Annotated in this window: 21 protein-coding genes; 5 read left to right on the top strand and 16 right to left on the bottom strand. The window is 48.9% G+C overall.

Translation table 11 applies throughout. The features are described 5' to 3' along the window. Nucleotides 1-134 precede the first annotated feature (134 nt). The 12 genes from ABEW34_RS29920 to ABEW34_RS29975 form a co-directional block, all read right to left on the bottom strand. Nucleotides 135-2720: a beta-mannosidase gene (locus ABEW34_RS29920; RefSeq protein ID WP_430164900.1), complete on the bottom strand. Its 2586-nt coding sequence runs from the start codon at nt 2718-2720 to the stop codon at nt 135-137. A 170-nt stretch (nt 2721-2890) separates the two neighbouring features. Beyond that, a complete protein-coding gene (locus ABEW34_RS29925; RefSeq protein ID WP_430164903.1) occupies nt 2891-4213 on the bottom strand; it encodes an ABC transporter substrate-binding protein in 1323 nt (440 codons plus the stop codon). Nucleotides 4214-4346: 133 nt separating this feature from the next. Continuing rightward, a complete protein-coding gene (locus tag ABEW34_RS29930) occupies nt 4347-5552 on the bottom strand; it encodes a glycoside hydrolase family 130 protein (RefSeq protein WP_430164906.1) in 1206 nt (401 codons plus the stop codon). Between the two features lie 52 nt (nt 5553-5604). Then, a complete protein-coding gene (locus ABEW34_RS29935) occupies nt 5605-6849 on the bottom strand; it encodes an AGE family epimerase/isomerase (RefSeq protein ID WP_430164908.1) in 1245 nt (414 codons plus the stop codon). 15 nt (nt 6850-6864) lie between these two features. Continuing rightward, nucleotides 6865-7791: a glycoside hydrolase family 113 gene (locus tag ABEW34_RS29940; protein ID WP_430164966.1), complete on the bottom strand. Its 927-nt coding sequence runs from the start codon at nt 7789-7791 to the stop codon at nt 6865-6867. Nucleotides 7792-7867: 76 nt separating this feature from the next. Further along, entirely contained in the window at nt 7868-8704 is an 837-nt protein-coding gene (locus ABEW34_RS29945) for a carbohydrate ABC transporter permease (RefSeq protein WP_430164910.1), read from the bottom strand. Between the two features lie 3 nt (nt 8705-8707). Further along, entirely contained in the window at nt 8708-9586 is an 879-nt protein-coding gene (locus ABEW34_RS29950) for a carbohydrate ABC transporter permease (RefSeq protein WP_056040451.1), read from the bottom strand. A gap of 134 nt (nt 9587-9720) precedes the next feature. Then, complete coding sequence (locus ABEW34_RS29955) at nt 9721-11229, bottom strand: response regulator transcription factor (protein WP_430164913.1); 1509 nt, start codon at nt 11227-11229, stop codon at nt 9721-9723. A gap of 31 nt (nt 11230-11260) precedes the next feature. Further along, nucleotides 11261-13120 carry a sensor histidine kinase gene (locus ABEW34_RS29960; RefSeq protein WP_430164916.1) on the bottom strand — a complete coding sequence of 620 codons (1860 nt, stop codon included), beginning with the start codon at nt 13118-13120 and terminating at the stop codon, nt 11261-11263. Nucleotides 13121-13132: 12 nt separating this feature from the next. Then, nucleotides 13133-14200, bottom strand: coding sequence for a LacI family DNA-binding transcriptional regulator (locus ABEW34_RS29965; RefSeq protein ID WP_430164917.1), 1068 nt, complete (start codon nt 14198-14200; stop codon nt 13133-13135). 284 nt (nt 14201-14484) lie between these two features. Continuing rightward, on the bottom strand, nt 14485-15240 hold the full coding sequence (locus ABEW34_RS29970) for a Crp/Fnr family transcriptional regulator (RefSeq protein ID WP_430164920.1): 756 nt from the start codon (nt 15238-15240) through the stop codon (nt 14485-14487). A gap of 236 nt (nt 15241-15476) precedes the next feature. After that, entirely contained in the window at nt 15477-16469 is a 993-nt protein-coding gene (locus tag ABEW34_RS29975) for a Gfo/Idh/MocA family protein (RefSeq protein WP_430164923.1), read from the bottom strand. Nucleotides 16470-16650: 181 nt separating this feature from the next. On the opposite strand from ABEW34_RS29975, the gene ABEW34_RS29980 reads away from it, so the two are divergent. From ABEW34_RS29980 to ABEW34_RS29995, 4 genes are all read left to right on the top strand, one after another. Then, entirely contained in the window at nt 16651-17037 is a 387-nt protein-coding gene (locus ABEW34_RS29980; protein ID WP_430164926.1) for a DoxX family protein, read from the top strand. A gap of 279 nt (nt 17038-17316) precedes the next feature. Further along, the gene (pssA, locus tag ABEW34_RS29985) at nt 17317-17841 is read left to right on the top strand and encodes a CDP-diacylglycerol--serine O-phosphatidyltransferase (RefSeq protein WP_430164928.1); all 525 of its coding nucleotides are present in this window, start codon (nt 17317-17319) and stop codon (nt 17839-17841) included. Nucleotides 17842-17848: 7 nt separating this feature from the next. After that, the gene (locus ABEW34_RS29990; protein ID WP_430164931.1) at nt 17849-18340 is read left to right on the top strand and encodes a DedA family protein; all 492 of its coding nucleotides are present in this window, start codon (nt 17849-17851) and stop codon (nt 18338-18340) included. 345 nt (nt 18341-18685) lie between these two features. After that, nucleotides 18686-19450 carry a MerR family transcriptional regulator gene (locus tag ABEW34_RS29995; protein WP_430164934.1) on the top strand — a complete coding sequence of 255 codons (765 nt, stop codon included), beginning with the start codon at nt 18686-18688 and terminating at the stop codon, nt 19448-19450. A gap of 107 nt (nt 19451-19557) precedes the next feature. Here ABEW34_RS29995 and thrS read toward each other — a convergent pair whose 3' ends face one another. From thrS to ABEW34_RS30010, 3 genes are all read right to left on the bottom strand, one after another. Next, nucleotides 19558-21516: a threonine--tRNA ligase gene (gene thrS / locus ABEW34_RS30000; protein WP_430164937.1), complete on the bottom strand. Its 1959-nt coding sequence runs from the start codon at nt 21514-21516 to the stop codon at nt 19558-19560. 200 nt (nt 21517-21716) lie between these two features. Then, on the bottom strand, nt 21717-21926 hold the full coding sequence (locus ABEW34_RS30005; protein ID WP_430164940.1) for a hypothetical protein: 210 nt from the start codon (nt 21924-21926) through the stop codon (nt 21717-21719). Between the two features lie 268 nt (nt 21927-22194). Further along, complete coding sequence (locus tag ABEW34_RS30010) at nt 22195-22542, bottom strand: hypothetical protein (protein ID WP_430164942.1); 348 nt, start codon at nt 22540-22542, stop codon at nt 22195-22197. Between the two features lie 197 nt (nt 22543-22739). On the opposite strand from ABEW34_RS30010, the gene ABEW34_RS30015 reads away from it, so the two are divergent. Next, nucleotides 22740-24992, top strand: a complete 2253-nt coding sequence (locus ABEW34_RS30015) for a heavy metal translocating P-type ATPase (RefSeq protein WP_430164945.1) — start codon at nt 22740-22742, stop codon at nt 24990-24992. A gap of 262 nt (nt 24993-25254) precedes the next feature. Here ABEW34_RS30015 and ABEW34_RS30020 read toward each other — a convergent pair whose 3' ends face one another. Next, the gene (locus ABEW34_RS30020) at nt 25255-26613 is read right to left on the bottom strand and encodes a PLP-dependent aminotransferase family protein (RefSeq protein WP_430164948.1); all 1359 of its coding nucleotides are present in this window, start codon (nt 26611-26613) and stop codon (nt 25255-25257) included. Between the last annotated feature and the right edge of the window lie 70 nt (nt 26614-26683).

Below are 26683 nucleotides of genomic sequence, written 5' to 3' on the forward strand. Positions count from 1 at the left end.
AATCGCCAATCAATTGGCAATTTACATGACGCGGTATTGAATTTTAAACCTTATGCAGCCATTATAGCTGAAAGCGCTTCATTCTGTCATCTCTTTTTTTCAAAAAAAACGCCCCTATTTTTTGCTCAGGCTATTTATTCATTCGCTTGAACAATAAAATCAACCATTGAACGGGCCGTCACGCGGCTTTCCTGCTCTTCTCCGCTTTTGCCTGCACCTGCGTTGAAATCTCCCCGTTCATGTGGAATAAACGTGACCGTCTTAACCGTGCCTGGCAGCAAATCAAAGAAATTATCACTGAAGCGGCCTTCACGCTCGCAAGTCAGCCAGACGCCTTTGGCCAGCGTATTCGTCTCCAGCGTCCACCGTGCAACGCCGTTGTGCTCGGACTCTGTTATTTTGAGCTCGGCCTGCGCCAGCGTGATGTCCTTCATTGCCTCAAAATAATGCAGCTCGCTTGCCAGAGTGTGGCCATCTGTTTCATCCAGCAGCTCTGCCAGCAATACGCTTGCCGCGGTGTCGGCAGCTCCAAGCAGCTCGGAGCGCTGAAGCGTCAGCACATTAGCGGCAGTATTTGCTGTTACGCGTACAGGAGCACTTTGCTCGCCCAGCAGCTCGCCGCTAAAGCTGTACAGTCGCAGTCGCAGCTGGCCTCGTACGGGAACAAGCTGATCGGATACGATGTGGAAGCTGATTTCCCCTGCTTCCTTGCGATCATCTACCGACAGCAGGCAGTCTGCGAAGCTTCGTGCTGCATAATATTGCAGCGCCTTCCAGCGCCCGTAATAATCCATGCCCGCCCAGGAGGCTACAGGCCAGCAATCATTCATCTGCCAATACAAGGAGCCCATGCAATACGGCTTGCGGCGGCGATGCGCTTCTATGGCCATTTTCATCGCCTCTGCCTGCAAAATTTGGCTCATATACAAAAACGAAGGGAAATCCTTTGGCTCGGACATATACATCTCCATATATTGCTTAATGAGACGGTTGCCGGCGCCATTTTTCTGATGGGCGAGCATGACTGTGGATTCCAGCTCCATATCCGCCTCTTCCGCATAGCTGCGCACCGATTTGTATTCCGGGAACGACTGGAAGCCATATTCACTCATGAAGCGTCCAACGTAGAGATTATAGTTTTCGAATGGCTCTACATTGTGCCAGACGCCCCAATAATGAATATCTCCGCTAATCGAGGACGAATCCGAGTGCTGCGTAAGATCGCCGGTCAAATCAACCATTGGCGAGGAAGGCCAATAATCGATTCCTGCCGTTAAGGACGCTACAGCTTCAGGCAAAATGCGATGGAAAATCGCCTCATAGTCTGCCCATAGTTTCGTTTGCTGCTCCTGCGTGTAGGATTTTTTCCAGCCCCAGCCGCCATCAGGAATATAATGCGACCATGCGGCATCGATCTCATTATTGCCGCACCATAGGGCAATCGACGGATGATTGCGCAGACGCCTAATGTTGTCTTCAGCTTCCAGCTGTACGCTGCGCAAAAACGCTTCGTCACCCGGATACATGCTGCATGCGAACATGAAATCCTGCCACACGAGGAGGCCATATTGATCACACAGCTCATAGAAGGCTTTTTCCTCGTAAAAGCCCCCGCCCCAGACACGAAGCATGTTCATATTTGATTGTACGGCGCTTACGATTTCATGCTTATAACGCTCGTAGCCGACTCTCGTCGTAAAGCTGTCATTTGGAATATGATTCGCCCCCTTGGCGAAAACCTGAACCCCATTGAGCTCCATATAAAAGGAAGTGCCGACCTCGCCCTGCTGCCTAACGAGCCGGATTGTGCGAAGTCCCGTCGTAACCTTTTGCGAATCATATCTAACTTCATTATTGCTATGCCAGCATTCGATCTGGAACGTGTACAGTTCTGGCTCCCCTAGCCCTCTGCACCACCATAGGCGCGGATTTTCAACTTCAAACGGAATTTCAATCGTCTGTTTGCCTGCGGCTAAAGAAGCAGAATGCCCGCTGAACATGCCATTATCGGCTGCTGCCAGCTTCAGTATGACATCGCATTCGCGCTCAGCCTCCAGTTCAATGATGGCTGTAAGCTTCGCCAGCTCTGCCCGCACCTCGTCCTGACGGATGTACACATCCGTAATCCGGACATAGGACCAGCCCTCCAAATATACGGGACGCCAAATACCGCTCGTTACGAAACGCGGGCCCCAGTCCCAGCCATAGTGGTAGGGTGCTTTACGGGCAAATACGCTGATCTTCTGATCGCCAAGTCCACCTACTTCTGATTGATCATTTGGAGCTGGCAGCGCATAACCAAGCTGAGCCAGCTTCGGCAAATCTTCTTTAATCGGAGAGCGGAACAAAATACGCAGCTCATTGTCGCCAGCCGTCACGATGTCCGTAACATCAACTTTCCACGTTCGAAACATATTATCTGCGGCCAGTACATGCAAACCATTCAAATAAACATCCGCATACGTATCAAGCCCCTCGAATACGAGCTCCTGCCTCGCCCCAGCAAGCTGCTCCGGTGAAGGCTGAAAGCTCGAAACGTATTCCCAGTCTTTTTTGTCCACCCACTGCGCGTCCTTCTCATTCGTTCCGTAGAAAGGATTTGTCAGCCGGCCATTTTGAATTAAATCCGTATGTACATACCCTGGCACGGCAGCAGGCAGCCATTCTCCCTGCTCTTGTTCCTTAAATCGCCAATTCCCAATCGCCCATTGCTCTTTCATCGTATCCTCCTGAAAATGAAAAAGTCAGCTAAACACATGAAACCTTACTCCGGGGACTGAGCCGCCGAAGCAAGGTTGCCATGCATTTTACTGCTAATTTAACACTAAAATTTATTGAGTATTGCTAGTGCTGCTCTATTCAGATAAATCAGCTAGAAGAGGCTGTTATTCTAGTAGCCCAAAGCTGTTTTAGCTTCTTTCCATTTTGCATTCAGCTTGTCGAAAGCTGCTTGCAGATCGTCAGCAACGAGGTACTCTTGTACATAGTTGCCAGTACCGATGCCGATTTGCGCTTTATTGGCAATTTCATTGAATTTTGGATCTGTAGCTTCGCTTTCCAGCAGTGTTGGGTTAGTTGCTTGGAACTCAGCCAATTGAGCAATTGTCGATTGTGCCGATTTGTCGATTGGCATGAATCCGGATTGCTCTACATAACCGGACTCTTTCACGAAGAAGTTGACCCAAGCTGTCGCAAGCTCTTTGTTTTTGCTGTCTTTGCTTACGCCAACCAAATAATCCGAACCAAGCGGTGCATTGTATTTGCCGCTATTGTCGTATGGAAGCGGGAAGAAGCCAATGTCGTCTGACGATGCGCCAGCGCCTACAATTTGTGGAATGACCCAGTTGCCAAGGAAGTACATAGCCGCTTTACCCGATGCAACCTCGCCTTTCGACATTTCCCAGTTGTTTGTCGACAGATCTTTTTCAACCCAGCCTTTTTCAATGAAAGTACGGCCGATATTGGCAAGAATGCCCCAAGCATTGTCCACCTTGAACGGCGCTTCATCTGTTACGAGCTTGGATACAAATTGCGGATCGCCCGCAACGTACCATGCAGAGCCGTCACCCCAGTTGCCCATTGGCCATTGTGCGCCATAGTTCATATAAAGCGGAATGATGCCCGCAGCTTTCAGCTTTTCCGCATCCGCATACAGCTCATCAAGCGTAGTTGGAACTTTGTCGATGCCTGCTGCTGCAAAAGCTTTTTTGTTATACACAATCCCTTGCGTATTTACGCCAGTCGACAATCCATAACGTTTGCCATCGAACAGCGACAGATCAGCGAAAAAAGTATTGGTGAAAAATTCATCCGGCAGCGGTTCAAAATATTTTGGATATTCCGAAACGGCAAGTCCAGCCGGAAGCATCAATACGTCGCCCGCTTCGCCAGTTGTTAGGCGAACTTGGATGTCTGTCGCATAGTTGGTCAAGCCTTCAAACTCAATTTCAGCTTTCGGATATTTTTCTTTAAAAGCTGCTGCGTATTTATCTAGCGTCCCATCGTTGAGAAAATCGGTACGATGCGTCAAAACTTTAATTTTGCCGCTCAGCTCGCTAGCTGCGCTTGCTTCCGGGCTTGCCGCGGAATCGCTAGGGCTTGCGGAAGCTGACGCCGCTGGAGCGCTTTCTGCTGGCGCATTATTGCCGCCACAGGCAGCGAGAATAGTCGTCATTAATAAAATTGCGGAAGATAAAGCCAAGCCTTTTTTCATTTTGTTACCCCCTGAGTCATATTTGGTATCGCTTACATCGTAATCATATACGCTCTGAAAACAAAATAATATGACGCTGTTTTGTTTTTATTGTCATGAATTATGCTAACAGCGTCATCTTTTGTTAGCTTGCTTAGCTGCGGCGCAGAAAAGCGTATTCCGCCTGCTCCATCAACTCAAGATTGCGGCTGATCAGCTCAGTACGCTGCTCCACGCTTGCGCGGGAACGCAGATGATCTGGCGGCGTTTGCTTCACATAATCCACCAGTTGGTCAATGCTCGTTACAGCTGCATGCACCCTTGTATCGGAGGAAGCGTAATAAATGTACACTTCGCCGCCCGGGAGCTGAACGGCGCCATTACTAAATACAACATTAGATACATCGCCTACACGCTCTATGCCTTCCGGTGCAAGCAAATGTCCGCCCGGCGCATACGTAACTTTGTTCGGTTCATTCAGATCCGTCATAAAAGCATACAATACATAACGCAAGCCTGCCGCTGTATTGCGCACACCGTGGGCAATATGCAGCCAGCCATCAGCCGTCTTGAGCGGTGCTGGCCCCTGTCCATTTTTCACTTCTTTAATCGTATGGTATAGCTTGCTGTCGACGATGGTCTCTTCGGCGATGACAGCCGGATTCATGCTCTCCGACAATCCCCAGCCGATACCGCCGCCTGCTCCGGTATTAATGAAGCCGTCCTGAGGTCGCGTATAAAAGGCATATTTGCCATCGACAAATTCAGGATGCAGCACCACATTACGCTGCTGAGGCGATGGGGAAGCAAGATCAGGCAGACGCTCCCACGTGCGCAAATCCTTCGTGCGGGCAATGCCGCCTTGGGCAACCGCGCTTGACGTATCGCCAGCTGGCGCCTCCGGATCTTTACGCTCGGTGCAGAACAGGCCGTATATCCAGCCGTCCTCATGCTTCACAAGCCGCATATCATACACGTTTATATCCGGATCTTCCGTTTCCGGCAGCAGCACGGGATAATCCCAGAAGCGGAAGCCTTCTGCCGGAGAGTCGCTTTCAGCAACTGCGAAAAAGGACTTGCGGTCAGCACCCTCTACCCGAACCATCAAATAAAACTTGCCACCGAGCTCAATGGCTCCCGGATTGAAAGCGGCATTTACGCCAATACGCTCCATTAAATATGGATTGGTCACCGGGTCCAAATCATAACGCCAGTATAGAGGCGTGTGCTCATTCGTTATAACGGGATGCTCGAATCTTGCAAATACACCATTGGACTGCTGAACTTGTTTATTAGGCGCATGAAGCAGCTGCTCATGCCGATCCGATATTTCTTTAAGCTGTTCCAACCATTGATTCATAAGGGCCTCCTAATTATTAATAGCTTAGTTATGCCTGCTTTATTTATGTCCATTAATTATTAATGCCATTAATCTTAATTCGTTCCAAGCGCTCGATAGCTTCGAAGCAGGCCCGGCTGTTGTGGTACGGGCATTTCCATGGATCGATTTTAGGATAGCTTTCGTCCGCAACACCTTCGCGGGATACTTGCCAGTGCCATTCTCCCGTTTCCTTGTTGGATACGAAAGCCGTAATAAACTGCCAGCTGCTCCACGCCGCATCCAAATACCGCTGCTCCTGCGTCAGTTCATAAGCATTCAGAAAACCAACCATCGCTTCCGCCTGCGGCCACCAATCCTTCGCTGCATCCAGATGTCCGTCTCCATCGGCCTCGTTATAAACGCCGCCATCCGCATCTACGCCCTCGGCAAGCGTGACATGCGCCATTTGAATAGCTGCCTCCCGCACGCGTTCCTCAAGCGCTTTATCGCCCAGCACTTCAGCCGCCTCCCACAGCAGCCAGCTACCTTCAATGTCATGGCCGTACGAGATATGTCGGGATTTGGAGTTCCATTCATCATCAAAAAACAGCTTGAAATGATGGTTTTGCGGATCGATGATGTAATCCAAATGCAGCTCAATGAGCGTCTTCAGCTTGTCGCGAAGCCCTTCCGGCTTCCATACCCGATACAAATTTGTATAAGCCTCCAGCACATGCAAATGCGTGTTCATCGATTTACGTTCATTGAGATCCTTGCCGCTGAGGCTCAAATCCTCCGTTTCCTGCCAGTTTTGCGCCAGCGCTTCAATATAGCCTAGATTAACGGGATCAAAAGCATGCTTCTCCAGCAATCTGTAAATCTCCTCGGCCCACGGCAGCACGTCATGCTTGCCAGTAGCCCTTACATATTCCGCTAGGGCATAAATAACGAATGCCTGTCCATACACTTGCTTTTTCGTCTGAACCGGCTGCCCGTCCTTATCTACCATCCAGTACAAACCGCCATACTCCTGATCGTGAAAATGTTTCCGCAGCGCGTCCAGAGCCCGCTCTGCCATTTCCAAATATGGCGCTTCCTTATAAATGCGGTACGCTGACGAGAAAGACCATAAAATCCGCGCATTCAGCACAAGGCCCTTATCTGCATCTTCCGAAACGGCCCCGTCGCTTGCCATATGGCCAATAAATCCACCGTTCTTCTCATCTATCGTATGGTTCATCCAGAAGCCAAGAATTTGCTCGCGCACTTCCTCTGTCAGCGCATTTTGCCACTGGACGAAATCCAGCCTATTTTGCGTTCCTGCAACGTTGCTCATCTTAATTCTGCCTCCCTAGCCTACCGGCTGTCCTTGTCCTTTGGCATAGAAGGAGCGGATAACCGCTGCCGAACGTTTGCCATACATGCAATAATCATCGTTGCGGGCAGCGTCTTTCTCATCGTACAGCTGAGCTGGCCAATCCCACAGCATGTAGCCGAGCATCCAATCGCGTTTGGCACAAGCAGCGAACATTGCTTCATAATAACGCTCCTGCTCGATTTCAGACGGTGCTCCTGGAAGCGACCAGTCATTTGGCTTTGCAGCCGAGCCTTCGCGGCTTGGACAGCCTGCCTCCATAAAGAAAAACGGCTTATTCCATTTTGCAATGCCCGCCTCTATACGATCTAGCTGCTCCTCGAATTGGTCAATCGGGTAATAGCCGCTGGACGAAATAATATCGACAGCATCCCACCAGCCCACACGCTCTTCCTGATATTTATCGCAGTTGTAAGTTATAGGTCCACTGTAAAGCGTCCGCACCAAAGCAATTAAATCGCGCCATTCCTGCTCTCGCTTGTCCGTCTGTACCATTTCACAGCCGATACAGAACATTTCGCAGCCCTCTTCCTCGGCTATCGCTGCATAATAGGCAATGAATTTCCCGTAGGAAGCGAACCATTCCCCCCAGCTTGGCTCCCCTGGCGTATCCTGGTCGAAGAAGCCGATATGTGCCCGCCACGTGCCATTTCCCACATTGACTACCGGCTTGAGGCATACTTTAATGCCGTAGCTTTTCACCTCGCGAATCGCCCAGCGTATTTCCTCATCACTAACCGTCGGCTCGCTCCAATGGGGAATTTCCGTCGATTGCGGCGTTTCTTGAACCGCTGCGAACGCAATGGCCGCCCAGTTTACGTTCAGTTTGGCCATTTCAGCGATGGAAGCTGCCGCGTCGGGTCCCGCCCACGTACCACGAACTCCCGTCCAGCCCCATGTCATTCCAAAAACCTGTTCATTCCACTGCTGCAAGTGTGTTTCCCCCTTCAATTCGCTAACCCTGTTTTTGATCTTCTCGTTATTTGACCGCACCGCTCGTTACTCCGGCAAAAATAAACTTTTGCATCGAGAGGAAAATCGCAACCGTCGGGATGAAAATAATTAAAATGCCTGCGGAAATGACGTTCAACTGGGCGGCATTCGGCCCGACAAAGGCATAAATAGCCGTCGATACAACCTTTAGCTTCTGGCTCGGCATATACAGATAAGGCGTGTAGAAGTCATTGTAAATCGAGATCGTCTTCAAAATAACGAGCGTCGCTGTTGCTGGCCCGAGCAGCGGGAAAATAATCGAGCGATAAATTTTAAATAGCGAAGCGCCTTCCATCATTGCGCTTTCGTCCAAATCTTTCGGAATACTGTTGACGAATTGCAAATAGATGACGATTTGCAGCACGTCGGCTCCCAAATAAAGAATGATTGGCGCCCCCATCGTGTTGTAAAGCGAGAAATACTTAATGACGCTAAATGTAGCAACCTGCGTCGTGACCATAGGAATGACTTGGGCCACAAGGTACATGCCCATAATTCCCTTTTTCAGCTTAAAATCAAATCTTCCCAGCGCGTACGCCACCATCGTGCCGAACATAATATTGCCCGCTACAGCGATGACCAAAATGATTGCTATATTGCGGAAGCCAAGCCCGAGCTTGCCGATGTCGAACACCTTTTGAAAATTATCAAAATTCAAGAAGTTTGCTGGCAAAGCAAGGCCGGATTGATAATACTCGACCTGTGTCTTAAACGCCCCGGTTACAATGGAGTACAGTGGGAATAAGACGACGAACAGCGCAAGAACCAGCGTCACATATTTGAAAATTGTAAATAACGGCGAACCTTCTCTACTCTGCCTCATCCTCTATTCCCCTCCTTTGAATAAAAATTTGCGCTGAATAACGATAAAGAGCAGAACCATCAATAGCAGCACAACCGCCATCGCCGAGGCAAGGCCGAAGTTTTGATATTTAAATGCCGTATCCACCGTCTTAATGACGAAGGTTGACGTATCGTTCGCACCAAGCAGCATGACATAAGGAATATCGAATGCTTCAAGCGCTCCAGTCAGCGTTAAAATAAGCATAAGTTCCAGCACTTTGCGAATGCTTGGCAGCGTAATGAACCTGAACTTCTGCCAGCCCGATGCGCCGTCGATCGAGCCTGCTTCATACAAATCGTCTGGAATCGACTGCAAGGCGCCGATGAAAATAACCATGTTCAGCCCCATATACTTCCACATGGAGATGAAAGCAAGCGAGAAATTGACCAAATGCTTGTCGCCCAGCCAGCTTTGCTGCCATGATTCAAGTCCGATTGCCCCAAGCAGCGTGTTTAGCGAGCCGTATTCGACATGGTAAACGTTTTTGAACATAATGACCGTTGCTACGCTGTGCAGCACATAGGGCAGAAACAAAATGACCCGAAACCCATTGCGTCCCCGCAGCTTGCCAGTCAATATGACAGCAAAATACAAGGAAAAGACGACCTGAATTAAACCCCCGATGAAATAATAAGCATTGTTTTTAAGCGCTCCGAATACTTCGGGCTTGGTGAAAATCTCCTTGTAGTTGTCGAGGCCGATAAAATTCATATCCCAGCCAAGACCGCTCCAATCCGTCAAGCTGTAATACAGCAAAGATACGGCCGGGTAATACGAGAAGGTCAGCGACAGTAGGACGGGAATTGTCAAAAACCCGAACAAAATTAAATATCGCTGCGTTTTGTAAGAGAACTGATGCATAAGGCCACCCTCGCTTTCGTTTAATGAACACCGTTGTTAGCGTTTTCATCATTATAGGAGATGCCGGGCCCGATTATAATGGTCTTTGTTATGTTTTATTGTCTTCAAATTGGATAACTGGAACCTAACTTTCTTCACCTAACTTTATCGCGATATTCCTTCGGTGTTAGGCCGGTCATTTTTTTGAACACTTTAGTGAAATAAGCCGGATCGGCATACCCTACCCGTTCGCCGACCATATACGTTTTCAGCCCCTGCTCCTGCCGCAGCAGCTGCTTTGCTGCCTCAATCCGTACAGAAATCATGTAGTCGGTAATCGTCTCGCCCGTCTCCGTCTTGAACAGCTTGCTTAAATAGCTTGGCGTCAAATATACAATATCCGCAAGACGCTGCAGCTCAAGCTCCTCGGTAAAATGCTGCTGGATATACGATTTCACTTTATCTATAGCTCTATTATCTGAACGCGCGCTGCCCAGCAAAGCGCTAATTTCCTCCATTCCAGCCCGCAGCCCCTGCGCGAAAGCTTCCCAATTTTCGCTAGCTTCCGGGTCGATCGGCATATTCACCTGCCCATATGCAAGCTGAACGCTGCGTTTTTTCAGCTCCTCGGCCATGAGTGCTCTAAAGCCAAAGCATGCCTCATGCAGCTCCTTCCAGCAAATGCGCTGGGCGGCAGCCTCCTGCAGCCAGCTGTCCAATGCAGTCTGCGCCAAGGCGAAATCATTCATTTGCAGTGCCGGCAGCAGCTCCTTGCCCACAATGTGCGTCAAACGCAGCAAATGATCAATAGGTGCAACACGGCTAACAGCGCCGGAGCACCAGCGCGGCTCCGTATTATACCAAGCATGCTGATAGGCGGAAAAAGCTTCGCTATAAGCATTCGTCAGCCAGCTGCTCCCGCGGAAAATGCTGCTGAAGCCTACTTTTGCACGTGTAAAGGCTGGCATTCGCTGGAGCAGCGTAACTGCAAGCTCCCTGACGGTCTCGGCATGGTCGGAATCATGAATGGCGATGAGGATAATCCGTCTCCCGCCTTCTCCTGTTATAATCATTCGCTCGCGCAGCCAGTCAGCCATAAACCGCTCCAACTGAATTTCATCCAGCTCTGGGGAAGTCGTTAATAGCAGCACCGCGTAGTGATGGAGAAACAAGGGCAGCTGATCGAGCGTTCCGCACACATCCTCCACGACATAGGAAGGGAGCTGCTTCTCATCCGCGTAAAGCAGCAGGCTGATTAAATCGCCCGACTCCAGGCGGCTGCGGCTGCGCTCCTGCTTCACCTTGCTGTCCACCTTGGCGAGCAGGCGAATGAGCTCATCCAGGTTTACTGGCTTTAATAAATAATCCTCTGCTCCCTGCCGCAGCGATTCTCTGGCATATTCGAAATCATTAAACCCGCTGAGCACCGCAAATTTAATATTTTTACCTAGCTTCTTTACTTTGGCAATGAGCTGGAGCCCAGTCATCTGCGGCATTTTAATATCCGTAAGCACAAAATCGGGATTAAGATGATCTAGTTGGTCAAGCAGCTCCTGCCCGCTGCCAAATGCGCCAATAATTCGGTATTCCTCGCCTGCCTGCTCAATGAGCTTGCATAATCCCAGCCTAATTCGTTCCTCGTCGTCTACAACAACTATGTCCATTGTTGCCACTCCTTCCTTTTCGCTGCGCTTTTCATTCCTGTTCCAGCGGCATACGAATCGTTACCCGCGTTCCCTTCCCCAGCTCGCTGTCGATCGTTAAGCCATAGCTGACGCCAAAACGCAGCTTCAGGCGCTCATGCACATTGCGCAGTCCAATGCCTCTTCCGTTTGGCTCTAGCGGCTCGGCAGCAGACAAGGCATTGCGTACCCGAAGCAGCTGTGCTTCCTCCATCCCGCAGCCGTCATCGGCAACGGTAAACCACTGCTCTTTGCCGACGATTCCCCAGTCAATGCGAATGAGCATCGTTTCGCGTGAATCCTCATACGCATGGTTGATGGCATTTTCCACAATGGGCTGGAACAGCAGCTTCATCACCCTTATGCCCCAGGCTGCTTCTCCCTCCGGAAGCTCCAGTTGAAACCGATCGCCGAAGCGGTCGTTGATCAGCCGCATATACATGCGCAAATGCTCAAATTCCTGGCTGGCCGTCACCGTTTCATCTCCTGCATGTATGCTGTACCTGAGCTGCTGCCCTAGAAGCTGAACCATCTCAGCTGCCTCAGGATCATCGTTCAGCACAGCGGTCATCCGAATCGACTCCAGCGTATTATATATAAAATGAGGATTAATCTGGCGCTGCAAGCTCTCCAGCTCGATCTGGTTTTTACGCTGCTCCATGCGGTAAATGTTTTCAATCAGCAGCTGGATTCTCACCATCATGCGGTTAAAGGCATTGCCAAGCATGCCGACTTCATCGCGGCGGCGCACCGGAAAGGCGACATCGAGATTGCCCGTCTGTACCTGCTTCATCAGCTTCACCATTTCGCGCATCGGCTTCGTCAGTGCAAAAATCAGCACAATCGAAATGAGCAGAGCCAGCGTCATAATGAAAATTGCTGCCGCTGCCGTGTAATTACGCGTCTGAATCGCTTCGGCCTCCACCTGCTCCTTCGGAATGAGAATAAGCGTGAGCCAGCCGGATTCCTCGGATTTACGGTAAATGACGAGCTGCTCCTTGCCATTTTTATCGACGATGTAGCTGCCGTTTTGCCCTTCTGCCTGCTGGAGCAGAGCATCGCCGGATAAATTTTCAGCAAGAAAGGCTTGCTCGCTATCATAAATAACGGTACCCGCCTCATCCAATATGAGCGTTGTGCCTTTCGTCGTCTCATCCAGAGCATTCACAACGTTCTCAATGACTTCAATGCTGGCATCGACCGCAATCATGCCGACGGAGTGGTAGGTGCTGTCAATAATATTGCGTACGATCGTGAATACATAGCGCTTGCGATTCGTATCGTCGCCGCTTACCTCCTGCGTGCTGATCAGCACAGGCTTGCCATTTGCAGCAGCAGCGGTTTCATGCCAACGATTATAAAACTCAGGCAAATTGGCGCGGGCCCCCCCGCTCTTCATGACATAATAGGGATTGCCGTACGCATCAAATAAATAAACGCTGCTGGCGCCTTCCTTAATATTGTTCATAAAATAAATGCTGCTTTCGATTTTGCGCTGAATTTGCAGCTTCATTTGTATATTATTTCCATCATGCAAATTTGGGTTGCCTCCGGTTTCGGCCTCCACCTGCGAATAATAATGATTAGAGAGCTTAAGCCCCTCCTGAATCTCACCGAGATAGGATGGTATAATCGAAATTTTTTTCATATCCTTCGTATAGTCGTCGAGCTTGCTGACCATTTTGTCGGAAATTTCCGCTGCATAGGTGACTGTATTTTTCTCAATCGTATTCGTATAACGCAGCGAAGAAATATAAGTAAGCCCGCCAACCGGAATAATGATCAGCAGCACGAACACGATAAACAGCTTCGCTTCCATGCGGGTTGCCGGAAAAAAAGTCCAGCGCCGCAGCCAAAATTTCGAGTCTCCCATAGCGTTCGCCCCTTAAGCTTGCGTCATGGAGCTTGCCGTCGATTCACGCATGACGAAATCACCCGACAGCAAAATTTTCTCTTGCGGGCTGCTCGGGTGCTCCAGCCGGCGCAGCAGCATTTCGACAGCGCGGCGGCCGAAAGCCTCCTTCTGCACATCGACGGTGCTGAGCGTAGGCTTTGACCAAGCCGCATCCTCAATATTGTCAAAGCCGACAACGGAGCACTTTCCAGGAACGGCAACATTTAATTTAGCCAGCACCGTCATGATGCAGATGGCAATGGAATCATTGGCGCAAATGAAGGCGGTCGGCAGCGCTGCTTCCTGGACCATTTTTTTCACAATCAGCTCCAGTGCCTCGGTCATTTCTGAACGGTTATTCCCCTCGAACGTCAACAGCGCAGACTCCTGCTCTTGCATAAGCCCATGCTCCTCCAGCATGGAGCAATACCCAAGAAAACGGTCAAGAAAGCTGCGTGAATAGTGAGTGTTGCCGACGAATTGCAGCTTGCGGTGACCGCAGCCGATTAAATAATTGGTCACTCTGCGCATGCACTCCATATTGTTCATAAAGAGCGTATCTGACGGAATCAGCGGGTCTTCATGATCCACCAGCACGAAAGGAATGCCCAGACTGCGAATTTCAAGCAGCATTTGCGAAGTGATTTGGCCAACGCCAATAATGCCGCGAATGCTGCTTGGGTTAATGAACTGCGAGAAATGATTTTTGAACTGCTCCGTAATCATCATCGTGCCAATTTCCCGCTCCTCCAGCTCCATCGTAATGCCATCCAAAATTTTGCCCCAGAAAAAAGAGTCCCGCGTCTGGTATCTTACGTTCGGCACGAGCAAAATCACCGTATCGCGTGTTTGACGCTCGCTCGATTTGTCTCCGCTTAAGCTGGAGGAAGGGGCTTTGAGCTTCTGCCCGGCAAAATAGCCGAGCTGCGTGGCAACGCTGACTATTTTCTCGCGCGTCTCCGCACTAACGCCCGGCTTTCCTGAAAGCGCTTTAGAAACAGCGAATTTTGAAACATTTAAATAGTCAGCAATTTGCTGCATCGTCACCTTGTTAGCCATAGCTGCACATCCTTTAATTAAAATAGAGATATCGGTTAGTTTTGTTAGGTTTCGTTAATCATTTATAAGCTAACATTAGCATACGAACGACTTCCTGAAAAGCTTGTTTGCAAAATAAAAAAGACCCGCTTCAGCAGCGGATCTTTCAGCAGATCAAAATGATAAATTAGGCCTCTCTAACAGCACTCTATTATATATAGAAGAAACACGTCGCACACTGTTCAAATGGCAAGCCTAAATACTAGCAGCATTTAACGTCGTCCATTCTGTGCTATCCCCATTTATTAAAACATCGCGCGGTTGCTGCTGTTCAGCATTTGCTCTATCGACTGCTTGCTTTGTTGGGTAAACAGCAATCGACCTTTTTTTACGACGAACAGCTTCTCCTCTTTCAGCATTTTCATAATTCGATTGACGCTGCGCACCGCCACGCCAAGCTGCCGCGCCATTTCCTCACGAGTGGCAATGAGCTCAAACACGGGCTTTTTCTGAAAGTCAGCATGTCCCAATGCCTCGTAAAAATAGGCCAGAAGCTTATGCTCCATTGAATAAAAGCTGTTTTCAAGCGTCTTTCTCCCCTGCTGGAATAGCTTATTCGCTAGCTGATCATTCAATCGGTGCAGAAAAGCGGGACTGTTGATGACCCACTTTTTGAAGCGCTGCTTGTCGAGGGCAAGCAGCGTAGACTCGCGTGTCGTCTCGACCTGATTAATAAACGGCATATCCAGGCTAATCTCAATATCGCCGATGACGTCGCCCGGAAGCAGCATCGCGAGCCTGAACATTTTCCCGTCGGATAGCTTTCGTTCTACGGCAAGTTCGCCGGAAATCAAAATATACACGTAGACCATATCGCTGGCTTGATCACATACCGTCTCGCCCGGATGAAAGCGGCGCACTTCCCAGCAGTTCTGCACCTGCTCCGGAAGCTCGTCAAACATCTCCTTCAGCCAGCCATGTCCCTGAATGATCCGTTCAAGAGAATCTGTATCTGTACGCAATTCTGTACGCAATGTAGCACCTTCTCTGCTGTCGCTCATCCTCAGCTTCTTAAATGTAAACCTATTTTACCCTTTTAAAAAGGACATATGTCCTTTTTGGCAAAGTTTATTTCAGCCGTCACTGGCCATCATACAGAACGCTGACACCCGCATGGCAAAAAGACAGCAAAAAAGCCGCGAATCATCGCGGCAATCAAAGCATTTTCAAACTTTTAGAGCTGGAAGCGTTCATGCTGGTGATCCTAGCAGATTTATAGTGATTAATATGATTAATATTAGTTCAGCGCTCCCAAAATGCGGTCGCATAAATCCATCGTGCCAATGTTGTCCCGACCACTCGAATTCGGCGTCAAATTTCGCTTGCAGCAAGCGATAAAATGGGCCATTTCACCGATAAAGCCGCGTGTGTATAGGTCGCCAAAGCAGCCGGACATCGTGGAAGCTGGCGGCGTCAGCACCATTGTTTCCTCGGACAGCGTCTGGTACGACGAGGAGCCAGACATAGGCGACTTGTGAATCGACAGCTTTTTGGAATCTTCGGCTGCAACATGGCCGTTGTCGAAGGTAACCAGCACGCTTTCACTTTCGCTCGACCAAGCGGGCATACCTGCAAAATAAACGCTGCCGGAAATACCGTTGTTGAATTTCAAAGAAAACGATTGGGAAATATTTTCGCCCAAATTGTTGTGAAATCCGGCAACTTGCGCCACTTCGCCAAACAAACCGCGCATGAGATCAACGAGATGGATGGCAGCAAGCTTCAGGAATTGCTCCTCGTTTTTGCTAAAGCCTGTACTATCGCAGGCAAAACGAATTTGGAACGAGCGCGCTGCTCCGAGCGCGCCAGACTCAATCAGCTCTTGAAGCTTCAGATAGATCGGGGCATAACGTTTCATAAAGCCGACCATCAGCACGACGCCAGCCTTCTCGGCTGCTTCCGCAATGGCTGCCGCTTCTTCGGCAGTCCAGCCTAGCGGCTTGTCGACGAATACATGTTTACCAGCTCTGATGCAGTCCATAACAATTTCGGTTTGATCGCCAGGTTGAGCTACAACAACAACGCCATCGCACTCTTCATTATGGAGCATTTGCTTGTAGTCATCATACGGCGTACCGCTGCTGCCGAAGCGTGTAAGGGCTGCTTGTGAACGCTCAAGGCTCCGGGTGGATACTGCTGCAATTTCAGCTCCTGCTTCTACTGCGGATGGAAAAATATTCGTCGAGGCATGAAAGCCTGCACCGATAAAACAAAGTTTTGCTTGGCTCATTTTATATCGCTCCTATTCATCATATCGACAACGACATTAGCACATTTTCTTACTCTGATACAAGCAAGCAGTGATAATAATTTATTTTCCGTACGATATTGACTATAAAATCAGAGTTCAGTATGATTGCTTCTTAGAACGAGTGCAACGGCACGTGTAAATAAGGAAGGATGAATAATAAATGTTAGATTTAGGGTTATTATTAATTCGTTTAGTCATTGGACTTCTTATGATTGGTCATGGCTGCAAGAAGCTGTTCGGTTGGTTTGGCGGCGAAGGCATCCAGGGAGCAGCCGGCTTTTTTGAAGCGATTGGCCTGCGTCCCGGTGCAACGATGGTCATATGCGCTGGACTTGCCGAGCTGCTCGGCGGAGTATTATTTGCTTCCGGTCTATCGGTTGTAGCGGGTGCTGTGCTGCTGATATTGACGATGATTGTTGCCATCGTCAAAGTTCATGGCAGCAAAGGACTCTGGTCGGTTAACGGCGGGTTTGAGTACAATTTGGTGATGATTGCATCGCTGCTTGGGGTTGCCCTTGCTGGTGGAGGCGCCTATTCATTTATGTAAAGTGGTTTAAATTGCATTGACATTAAATTATGGAGCCCCTAAGTGACGAAGAATATGAGAAATTAAAAGCTTCATCGACCGCCCTTGGACAGGCGGTTTTCTTTTGGATGAAAATCGACATTAAAATTTAACATTGTCGTTTAATAAAGTGAATGAATAGGGATTTTGTCGTTAAAGATATAAAAGAGGGACAAGTGGACACATAAAAGTCACAGCCGCCTGTTACATTATTAACCTGCAAGTAAAAAAAGGATTTCATTCATCAAGGGGCTGATTGACATGAATAAAGACTGGCTGCCCTCCCTCTGTACATTATTGAATTTGGGAGCCGGGACATTGTCTTTACTTTTTACGATAAAAGCGGAGTATACACTGGCTTTCGCCATGGTTATGACGGCAGCTTTATGGGATGTACTTGATGGATTGCTTGCCAGATGGCTTCATTGTGCAAGCGACTTCGGTAAACAGCTGGATTCGCTTGCTGATCTGGTCTCCTTTGGAATTGCGCCTGTATTTCTGGTCCTGCAGTACAAGCTCGATGGTTCATTGTGGCTCGGGCCGATTGCCGCTGTATTATTTCTAGCTTGCGGCGCGCTACGTCTGGCAAGATTCAATATAAAAGGCCAAGTGAAAGGTTTTGTTGGTTTGCCGATTACAGCCGCTGGGGTTATTTTAGCGCTTGCTCCTTTTTTGAATAGTCAAATGAAGCCTACTGCTGCTCTTGCCTTAATGGGTCTGCTTTCTGTCTTAATGGTCAGCCGAATTCCATTTCCCGCCTTCAAAAAAGACTACGCAAGGAAGTGAGCCGATAATGACTTTCGCCATAGAAATGATTTCTCAGTACGGGTATTACGCCGTCTTCGGACTGCTGGCTCTCGGCATTATCGGGCTTCCGGTTCCAGACGAATTATTAATGTTATTTATCGGATATTTATGTTCGATTATGGTGTTAAATTTTTCTGTGTCTTTGCTAGTCAGTTTCATGGGGGCTATAACGGGCATGCTTTTAAGCTACACGCTGGGCAAAACATTTGGACAGCCTTTAATCGACAAGCATGGCAAGTGGGTCGGCCTCACAACCAAACGTTTTGAAAGGGTAAAGGGCTGGTTTGCCCGCTTTGGCATATGGACGCTGTTTTTCGGCTATTTCATACCGGGTGTTAGAAGTATGACCAGCTACATTTCCGGCATTACATCAATGCCCTTCCGCAAATATTTGCTCGTTACGAGCCTCGGCTCACTTACATGGGTGCTTATTTTTGTTACGATCGGCTATTTTCTAGGCGCCAGCATTAAATTTTAATTAAAAATATAAAAGGTAAACCAAATCCAATAAGCCCCATCAGGAGAGCTTTCTCTTCCGATGGGGCTTTTGACTTTTTTTATCAAGCTTATTCAAATCACTCAGATGAGCTATCGAAAGACGGTCTTGATGAAAAACAGAACAGATAGGTGTCATCGCCTTTGACGCTCCATCAGCAAGCGAAAGCTTCTGCTGGGTATGATGGCCGATGGATGCAATACTTCTATAAATGGAGCTATCCGCCAGACCTACCCTCCATCCAGTGTCCTTTTTCATTCGGGAAAAATAACATTTGACCTTCACGCGCCGTCAAGGTGTACGATAAATTTGTCAGGAGGAGAGCAAATGGAATACACCATTCAAAAGCTAGGCTATTTGGCTGGCGTTAGTACGAGAACGCTGCGTTATTATGGTGAAATCGGCCTGTTGAAGCCAGCGCGTATCAACTCTTCGGGGTATCGGATTTATGGTCAGACCGAGGTTGAACTGCTGCAGCAAATTTTATTTTATAAGGAGTTTGGCGTCAGCTTGGAGGAAATTAAAGCGATTATTACGTCGCCTCATTTCGATGTCCATGCGGCCTTGCGGGAGCATCGGAGCAAGCTGCTTGAGCGCAGGCAGCAGCTCGATCAACTCATTGCCAACCTCGACCAAACATTATTGCAGAAGGAAGGGAAACAAACGATGAACGATAAAGAAAAGTTTGCAGGCTTCAAGCAGCAGCTGCTGGATGACAATGAGGCCAAGTATGGCGAAGAAATCAGAACCAAATATGGTGAAGCAGCCGTCAACCGCTCAAACGATGCTATTAAAAACAGGACAGAAGCGCAGCACGCTGAAGTAGAAAAGCTCGGCGAGGAGGTGCTGACGACGCTGGCGGCAGCCTTCCTGACAGGTGATCCTGCGGGCGAGCTGGCACAGAAAGCAGCTGACTTGCACAAGCAATGGTTGAGCTTCTACTGGGGCAGCTATTCGAAGGAAGCGCATGCCGGCGTTGCACAAATGTACGTTGACGATGAGCGCTTCACTGCCTATTATGATGAGAAGCAGCCCGGTGCTGCTGCATTTTTACGCGATGCAGTACTTGTTTACACAAGACAGCCCTCTTAATCCAATGAAAAAGAACGGCAAACCAGGCTTTATAGCCTGAATGCCGTCCTTGTGCTCTTACCTGCTTTTTAGCTTATCACCTGTAGAAAGCCAAGCAGCACATTCCGCTATACGCTCTCTTTAGCGTTCAGCTCTTTAGCTGCAACTTGCCGGGAAAGCTGCTCCACTATCTGTGCGATGGACATCCCCTGCTGCTCATTCACGCCGCGCCTGCGAACCGAAACCGTCCCTTCGCTTGCCTCCTGGTCCCCGATTACGAGCGTATAAGGGATCTTCGCCAGCTGCGCCTCCCGAATTTTGTAGCCAAGCTTTTCGCTGCGAGCATCAACTTGCACACGAAGGCCTGCTTTCAGAAGCTGTTGCTTGACTTGCAGGGCATAATCCAAATGTACGCTTGAAACAGGAAGCAGCTTCACCTGTACGGGTGCGAGCCACAGCGGGAATGCGCCGCTGAAATGCTCTGTCAATATGCCCATAAACCGATCAATGGAGCCATATACAGCACGATGGATAACGACAGGACGGTGCTTTCCGCCATCCTCGCCGATGTAAGTCAAATCAAACTTTTCAGGCATTTGAAAATCAAGCTGGATTGTTCCGCATTGCCAGCTGCGGCCAAGCGCATCGCGAATATGGAAGTCGATTTTCGGCCCATAAAAGGCGCCGTCTCCTTCATTGAGCATATAAGGGACATTTTGCTGGACCAGCACATTTTTGAGTGCTTCCTCCGCTTGATCCCATAATTGTGCCGAGCCCATGGAATCGGCTGGCCTAGTGGACAGCTCCACCCGATAAGTAAAGCCAAAGATCGAATAAATATCGTCAATGAGCGCCATTACTTTAGCGATTTCCTCCTCGATCTGATCGGGCCGGACGAATAAATGCGCATCATCCTGACAAAATGTCCGCACCCGCATCATGCCATTGAGCGCCCCTGAAAACTCATGGCGATGCACCTGTCCATACTCGGCAAGGCGGATCGGCAAATCTCGGTAAGAACGGAGCTCATTTTTGAATATAAGCATATGACCCGGACAATTCATCGGTTTGAGGGCAAAAACCGCATCATCAACATGTGTAAAATACATATTGTCTTTGTAATGCTCCCAATGACCGGACTGCTCCCATAGCCGATTGTTCAGCATCAGCGGTGTACGAACCTCATCATAGGCCCGTTCGCGATGAATGCCGCGCTCCAGCTCCTCCAGCTCATTGCGTATAATCATGCCATTCGGCAAATAAAACGGCATGCCAGGCGCTTCCTCCGAAAACATGAATAGCCCTAGCTCCTTGCCCAGCTTGCGGTGATCGCGCTTTTTCGCTTCTTCGAGCATATGGAGATGCTCCTCCAACTGCTTGTTTTTTGGAAACGCTGTGCCATAAATGCGCTGCAGCACTTGGTTATTGGAATCACCGCGCCAGTAGGCTCCCGCTGTGTGCAGCAGCTTGAACGCCTTAATCCAGCCTGTTGATGGCAAATGCGGCCCGCGGCATAAATCGATAAATTCACCCTGCTCATAAAGTGTAATAACGGCATTTTCCGGCAAGGCTTGAATCAGCTCGACCTTTAGCGGCTCCTCTAGCTGCGCAAATAGCTGCAGCGCTTCTTCCCGGCTGACAACACGGCGAACGATCGGCAGATTTTGCTCTGCAATTCGGGCCATCTCCTGCTCAATGACGGCGAGCTGCTCATTCGGCAGCGGGCTTGCAACGGCAATATCATAATAAAAACCGTCGCTGATGACAGGCCCAATTCCGAGCTGAACCTCTTGCTTGCCATACAGCCGCTTCAACGCCTGCGCCAAAAGATGAGCTGTGCTGTGCCGGTAAATGTCCAGACCTTCCGGACTGTCCAAAATAATGATTTCCACGTCGCTGTCTGCCTCTATAGAATAGCTTAAATCAACAGCTTCCCCATTGATTTTGCCGGCGATGGCCTTTTTTCGCAGCCCAGGACTGATCGATTCAGCGAGCTGTTCCATTGTTGTGCCAGCTGGGCACCTTCTAATTGCGCCATCCGGCAGCTTGATTTGTATGTGATTTTGATTTTCGCTTTGATTTTTCATCGCTTGAGCCTCCACTTCTGCCTATTTAAAATATAAGAATTTATAAGTTTCCCCTTATAAACATGCTTATATTTCTCGGACTGTAACGCGCTGCGCCGACAAAGGACGGCGATAGCCGTTTCACCTTGGGAACGCAAAAAAACGCCTCTATCCCGGAAAGGGACGAGTGCGTTCGGCTCGTGGTTCCACCCTTATTCGACCTAATCGCCAGCTTGCCGCAGCCCTTGCTGCAGCCCCCCGGATAAAAGGCCCTTATTGGTATCCGTTATCGCGGATAAAGCGGTGAAGCTTACTTTCGCACAAGGGAGCGGGTTCAGCAGCACGGCTGCAAAGGGGTAAAACCATATCCGGTATCCGAAGAAGCTTGCAGCAATCGCTTCTCTCTCTGGGCGGCCCGAAATTGGAATCATGTCTTTGGTCAATGCCAGTTATGAAGATGTAGGTATTATATTACGACTGCCGGTTTAACAAAGTCAAGTAGAAAAATGTTTTTCGGAGTTTGCTGGCCTGCTGCAGCTGTTGTATTGGCGCTGCTCTGCTTAAAGCAATCCATTTACATTATGATATATATGGAAATTAATTCATGAAAAAGAAATAAAAAAAGACGTTTGCAGCGTTGGCTGTCTGAGCGTAAATAATCTCAGTCCAACGGTTTGCAATCGCCTTTTTGGGTAGAATTTATAGTTTATCAACCTGCAATAAGGAAATTTTTTTCATTGTAAAGGTGTCCTGCAGACTGGTTTCACTAATGACGTTTAGCTGCAGCAGACTGGATACCTTTGCTGGGTCCACTTTGGAAACGAGGCGCCAGGCATCGGGCTCGGGAAGTGCTGCAAGCAGCTTCGCCTCATCGTATTCCCGTCTCTCCTGTGCGACAATTTTCACTTTATAGCGGCCTACAGTCAGCTCCGCTGCTTCCTGCTCCGCACAATAAGCTAAAATTTCCGTTCGCAGACCAGCCAGCTCCTGTTCCAGTTCCTTTTGCTTCTGCTTGAGCTGGTAATACTTCTTCACCTTCTCATTCAATTTATCACGCTCCTTCTACTGCCTATTTATATGCATTAGACACGCTGCTCCATGTCTTGCATAATCTGCTTTTAAACAGTCTTGCCTCATGATTCTGGAGCTAATTGGCAAAGATAGGTTTGACAGATGCTGTCATCGAGGCATATTATTTATATATGAGCACTTATTCATACATTGGTAGAAAAGAGGGCTGAATCATGGTTGAGTATCGTGTAAAAGGACTGACCTGCGGCCATTGCGCCCATACGATGGAGACGGAAATTCAAAAATTGACGTTTGGCGAAGATGCCAAGCTCAGCTATAATTCGGGCAAGCTGCTGGTCAATGAGCAAATTTCGATGCAGAAGGTTGAACAAATTTTGAAATCGGAAGGCGCTTATCTAGAGAAGCTTTCTGCTCCCCCTGTCATTAAAGGAACTGGATCGGCACATAGCGCTGATTCTCATGCTCATTCGGCTCATGACCATGCTTGCGATGACGGTCATTGCCATGAGGAAGCTGCTCATTCGCATAAGGGCAGCCATGCTCACGACGACCATGGACATGATCACAGCCATGGAGGCGGAAACTCCCATATGCTGAAGCTGCTGCTTGCTTCCGGCGTACTCTATGGCGGAGCGCTGCTGCTGGAGCAGGCGCTAAGCGCTCCACTGTTAATCGCTTTATACTTGGCAGCCATCGCCATCAGCGGTTATACGACCTTTTGGCGCGGACTGCGCAATTTGTTCAAGCTAAAATTCAACATTGATACGCTAATGACCATTGCGCTTGTTGGCGCCATCGCCATCGGCGAATGGAAGGAAGCGACGCTCGTGGCCGTATTGTTCGGCATCAATGAATGGCTGGAAGGCTACGGCATGGAGAAGGCGCGGCGTTCAATGGAGACGCTGCTGCAAGTAGCGCCAAAGGAAGCAACCAAGCTAGTGGATGGCAAGGAATTGGTTATTCCCATTACCTCGCTGAAAGCGCAAGATATCGTCCGCGTCAAGCCAGGCGAGAAAATCCCATCAGATGGTGCTGTTACGGAAGGAAAAAGCTCGGTCAATGAAGCTGCACTTACTGGCGAATCGCTACCCGTCGACAAAGCAGCTGGGGATACCGTATTTGGCGGCAGCATCAACAATGAAGGCGTACTGATCATTCGAATTGATAAAGCTTATGAGGATTCCTCGCTAGCGAGGATTTTGCATTTGGTAGAAGAAGCTCAGGAAACAAAAACGCCAACCGAGCTGTTTATTAATAAATTCGCCAAATATTATACGCCGCTTATTATGGCCATTGCTTTGCTGGTTGCTCTGCTCCCTCCTTTGCTGCTGCAAGGGGATTGGACAAAATGGCTTTATCAAGGCCTTTCTGTGCTGATTGTTGGCTGCCCATGTGCTCTTATTCTTTCTTCGCCCATCGCCATTGTTTCAGGTATTACGCGCAATGCGCGAAACGGCATTTTAATTAAAGGCGGCGTATATTTGGAGCAGCTTGGAAAAATCGATACGATTGCCTTTGATAAAACAGGCACCTTAACCAAAGGCGAACCGCATGTCGTACAGATGGAAGTTTATGAGGAGCAGCTTTTCTATAAGATTGCCGGCGCATTGGAACGCTCCTCCTCCCATCCACTTGCTAAAGCGGTGATGAAAGCTGTGGAAGAGAGTGGAGTCAACTTGCCAGAGCCAGAGGAAATGATCAATGTAGCCGGACGTGGAATGGAAGCTGTCATTGATGGAGAGCGCTACTGGCTCGGCAATGAGAAAAGCATCGCGCATTTAAGCTTTCCTGATCAGGTGCGCCGCACAATCGAGCAGATGAAAGCATCTGGACTCACGCTCGTTATTGTTGCAAATGCCAAACGAGTGCTTGGCCTGTTCGGAATCGCTGACGAAATTCGCGAGGAAAGCCATGCGGTCATCGCTGCGCTTCATCAGCAGGGCATTAAACGCACCGTCATGCTGACGGGCGATCACCGAAAAACGGCCGATAAGGTAGCTTCGGCTGTCGGGGTGTCTACTTTCTACGCAGGGTTGCTCCCTGAGGATAAGGTCGCACGCATTAAAGAGCTTGGGGAAAGCGGCAAAGTCGCTATGATCGGTGACGGCATCAATGATGCTCCTGCTCTTGCCTCTGCCCAGCTTGGCATTGCCATGGGCAAGGGCACAGACAGTGCTATTGAAACAGCAGACATTGTGCTCATGCAGGATCATTTGGGCAAGCTGCCCGAGGCTATATCCGTTGCCAAGCAGGTAAACCGGGTGATTCGCTTCAACATTGCGGTTTCACTCGGCCTTAAGGTGTTGGCGCTGCTGCTGACCATACCAGGCTGGCTCACGCTGTGGATCGCGATTTTATCCGATATGGGCGCCACCATTTTCGTCACCTTGGTCAGCTTGACTATCCTTATCCCACTGCGCAAAGCTCATGCGCCAACATTAAGCAGCAGCAAGCCGCTCAAATAGAGGCGTAACTTCGTTGCTGATTGTCAGTCCATTTTTAAAAGGCAGAGAAACGGGCGTGCAAGCCCCTCTTCCCTGCCTTTTCTCTTTTTAAATAAATACAACTCATAAATTAAACTTAACGGTAGATAAATCGTTAATTCCATAAAATAATTTTATTTTACATTAAAACTTGTCAAAATCACTTTTTAAATTGAAGCCTCTTTATTCAAGGTGTTAAGCTTGCCCCACTCTACTATGAATAGAGCAATATAGCTCATCCGCGTTAATAAAAATGATTTGCCCGCTTTACTTCCCCCACAATAGCCGCAATGCCCTCTTCAATTTGCCCTTCACTGGCCCGGGAGATGCTGATTCGCAAAAACTTCTCCCGCTCCAGATACCCCGGCAAATAGAAGCCTTTCCCGTCGACAGCCCGAATATGTCTGGCCGATAGCCGTTCCATCAGCTGCTCCATATTGACGGTAATAGGCAGTCTATATTGGGTATAGATGCCCGAGCTCACTCCAGAGGCTTGAATGAGACCTGCTCCATTATGCCTTGTAAGCGCTTCGTTCAGTACCAGCATTCGCGAGGTGTACAGGCTGCTTATGGCGCGCTTATGGCGTTCATACATCCCATTTTTAATATAAATGTCCAAAGCCGCTTGGGATAGGAATGACGTATCTCCGTATTTTTTATGGCGGTAAAACGTTTCAATAAGCTGCTCCGGCAATACAGCAGCACCAAGGCGCAGGCCGGGAAAAATGATTTTCGAAAAGCTTTTTAAATAAACGACATGTCCCGTCAAATCATAGCTATAAATCGGGTCAAACCCCCGTTCAACCCCCAAATCTGCCATATAGTCGTCCTCGACAATGTAGACATCGTATTTTTTCGCCAAGGCAGCAATTGCTTTTCGCTCCTCGGTTGTGTAGGAAGTGCCCAGCGGATTGTGATAACGCGACATCGTGTAAAAAAATTTAATATCCTCATCGCGAAAAAGCCGCTCCAGCTCCTGCATGCTGATTCCTGCTGTGGTACGGGCAATGACCGCCGTCGGCAGCTGCTCGATTTCCAGAAACTGCAAATAAAGATTATAAGTGGGCTGTTCGACGAGAATGGTTCGTTTGCCGTTTGGGAAAGGCATTTTCGCTAATATTTCCAGCGCCTGCTGAGCGCCTGACGTCACGAAAATCCGCTCGGTTTTCGCAAACACCTGATCATTTGCCAAATGGCGAACGAGCGTTTCGCGAAGCTCAACCATTCCTTGAGGATCGCCATACGTAAACAAATGATATTTGTACGTATCAATGGCTTTATTCAAGCAATGCTGAAAATCCAAGTACGGAAACACAAACAAATCCGGCGATGCTGATGAAAAATCAATGCCCTCTCTTTGAAGGCCGTCTTCCTTTTGCCCGCTTCCCCCGCCATCCTTGTCTACCACATAATAACCGCTCTGCGGGATAGAATAAATCGCATGGCGCTTCTCCAGCTCTGTATACGCACGGGTAATCGTATTTGTGCTGCACCCGTACTGCTCCGCAGCTTTGCGAACAGACAGCAGCTTGCTGCCAGGACGGTAATGCCCGTCGCGAATTTTCTCTTCCATGTCGGATAAAATTGAAAAATACTTTTTCATGCTGTCCCTCCCTGCTCCTATTATACCGCATACCGCCTAACTGTATTGATACAGTTAGCTCAATCAGCTA

This window comes from Paenibacillus algorifonticola, assembly GCF_050481745.1.
Taxonomy (GTDB): domain Bacteria; phylum Bacillota; class Bacilli; order Paenibacillales; family Paenibacillaceae; genus Pristimantibacillus; species Pristimantibacillus algorifonticola_A.

What these genes read in the sequence shown, in the direction of transcription:
- ABEW34_RS29920 (WP_430164900.1), bottom strand. Translation starts at nt 2,720, where the DNA reads ATGAAAGAGCAATGGGCGATTGGGAATTGGCGATTTAAGGAACAAGAG.
- ABEW34_RS29925 (WP_430164903.1), bottom strand. Translation starts at nt 4,213, where the DNA reads ATGAAAAAAGGCTTGGCTTTATCTTCCGCAATTTTATTAATGACGACT.
- ABEW34_RS29930 (WP_430164906.1), bottom strand. Translation starts at nt 5,552, where the DNA reads ATGAATCAATGGTTGGAACAGCTTAAAGAAATATCGGATCGGCATGAG.
- ABEW34_RS29935 (WP_430164908.1), bottom strand. Translation starts at nt 6,849, where the DNA reads ATGAGCAACGTTGCAGGAACGCAAAATAGGCTGGATTTCGTCCAGTGG.
- ABEW34_RS29940 (WP_430164966.1), bottom strand. Translation starts at nt 7,791, where the DNA reads ATGACATGGGGCTGGACGGGAGTTCGTGGTACGTGGGCGGGACCCGAC.
- ABEW34_RS29945 (WP_430164910.1), bottom strand. Translation starts at nt 8,704, where the DNA reads ATGAGGCAGAGTAGAGAAGGTTCGCCGTTATTTACAATTTTCAAATAT.
- ABEW34_RS29950 (WP_056040451.1), bottom strand. Translation starts at nt 9,586, where the DNA reads ATGCATCAGTTCTCTTACAAAACGCAGCGATATTTAATTTTGTTCGGG.
- ABEW34_RS29955 (WP_430164913.1), bottom strand. Translation starts at nt 11,229, where the DNA reads ATGGACATAGTTGTTGTAGACGACGAGGAACGAATTAGGCTGGGATTA.
- ABEW34_RS29960 (WP_430164916.1), bottom strand. Translation starts at nt 13,120, where the DNA reads ATGGGAGACTCGAAATTTTGGCTGCGGCGCTGGACTTTTTTTCCGGCA.
- ABEW34_RS29965 (WP_430164917.1), bottom strand. Translation starts at nt 14,200, where the DNA reads ATGGCTAACAAGGTGACGATGCAGCAAATTGCTGACTATTTAAATGTT.
- ABEW34_RS29970 (WP_430164920.1), bottom strand. Translation starts at nt 15,240, where the DNA reads ATGAGCGACAGCAGAGAAGGTGCTACATTGCGTACAGAATTGCGTACA.
- ABEW34_RS29975 (WP_430164923.1), bottom strand. Translation starts at nt 16,469, where the DNA reads ATGAGCCAAGCAAAACTTTGTTTTATCGGTGCAGGCTTTCATGCCTCG.
- ABEW34_RS29980 (WP_430164926.1), top strand. Translation starts at nt 16,651, where the DNA reads ATGTTAGATTTAGGGTTATTATTAATTCGTTTAGTCATTGGACTTCTT.
- pssA (WP_430164928.1), top strand. Translation starts at nt 17,317, where the DNA reads ATGAATAAAGACTGGCTGCCCTCCCTCTGTACATTATTGAATTTGGGA.
- ABEW34_RS29990 (WP_430164931.1), top strand. Translation starts at nt 17,849, where the DNA reads ATGACTTTCGCCATAGAAATGATTTCTCAGTACGGGTATTACGCCGTC.
- ABEW34_RS29995 (WP_430164934.1), top strand. Translation starts at nt 18,686, where the DNA reads ATGGAATACACCATTCAAAAGCTAGGCTATTTGGCTGGCGTTAGTACG.
- thrS (WP_430164937.1), bottom strand. Translation starts at nt 21,516, where the DNA reads ATGAAAAATCAAAGCGAAAATCAAAATCACATACAAATCAAGCTGCCG.
- ABEW34_RS30005 (WP_430164940.1), bottom strand. Translation starts at nt 21,926, where the DNA reads ATGATTCCAATTTCGGGCCGCCCAGAGAGAGAAGCGATTGCTGCAAGC.
- ABEW34_RS30015 (WP_430164945.1), top strand. Translation starts at nt 22,740, where the DNA reads ATGGTTGAGTATCGTGTAAAAGGACTGACCTGCGGCCATTGCGCCCAT.
- ABEW34_RS30020 (WP_430164948.1), bottom strand. Translation starts at nt 26,613, where the DNA reads ATGAAAAAGTATTTTTCAATTTTATCCGACATGGAAGAGAAAATTCGC.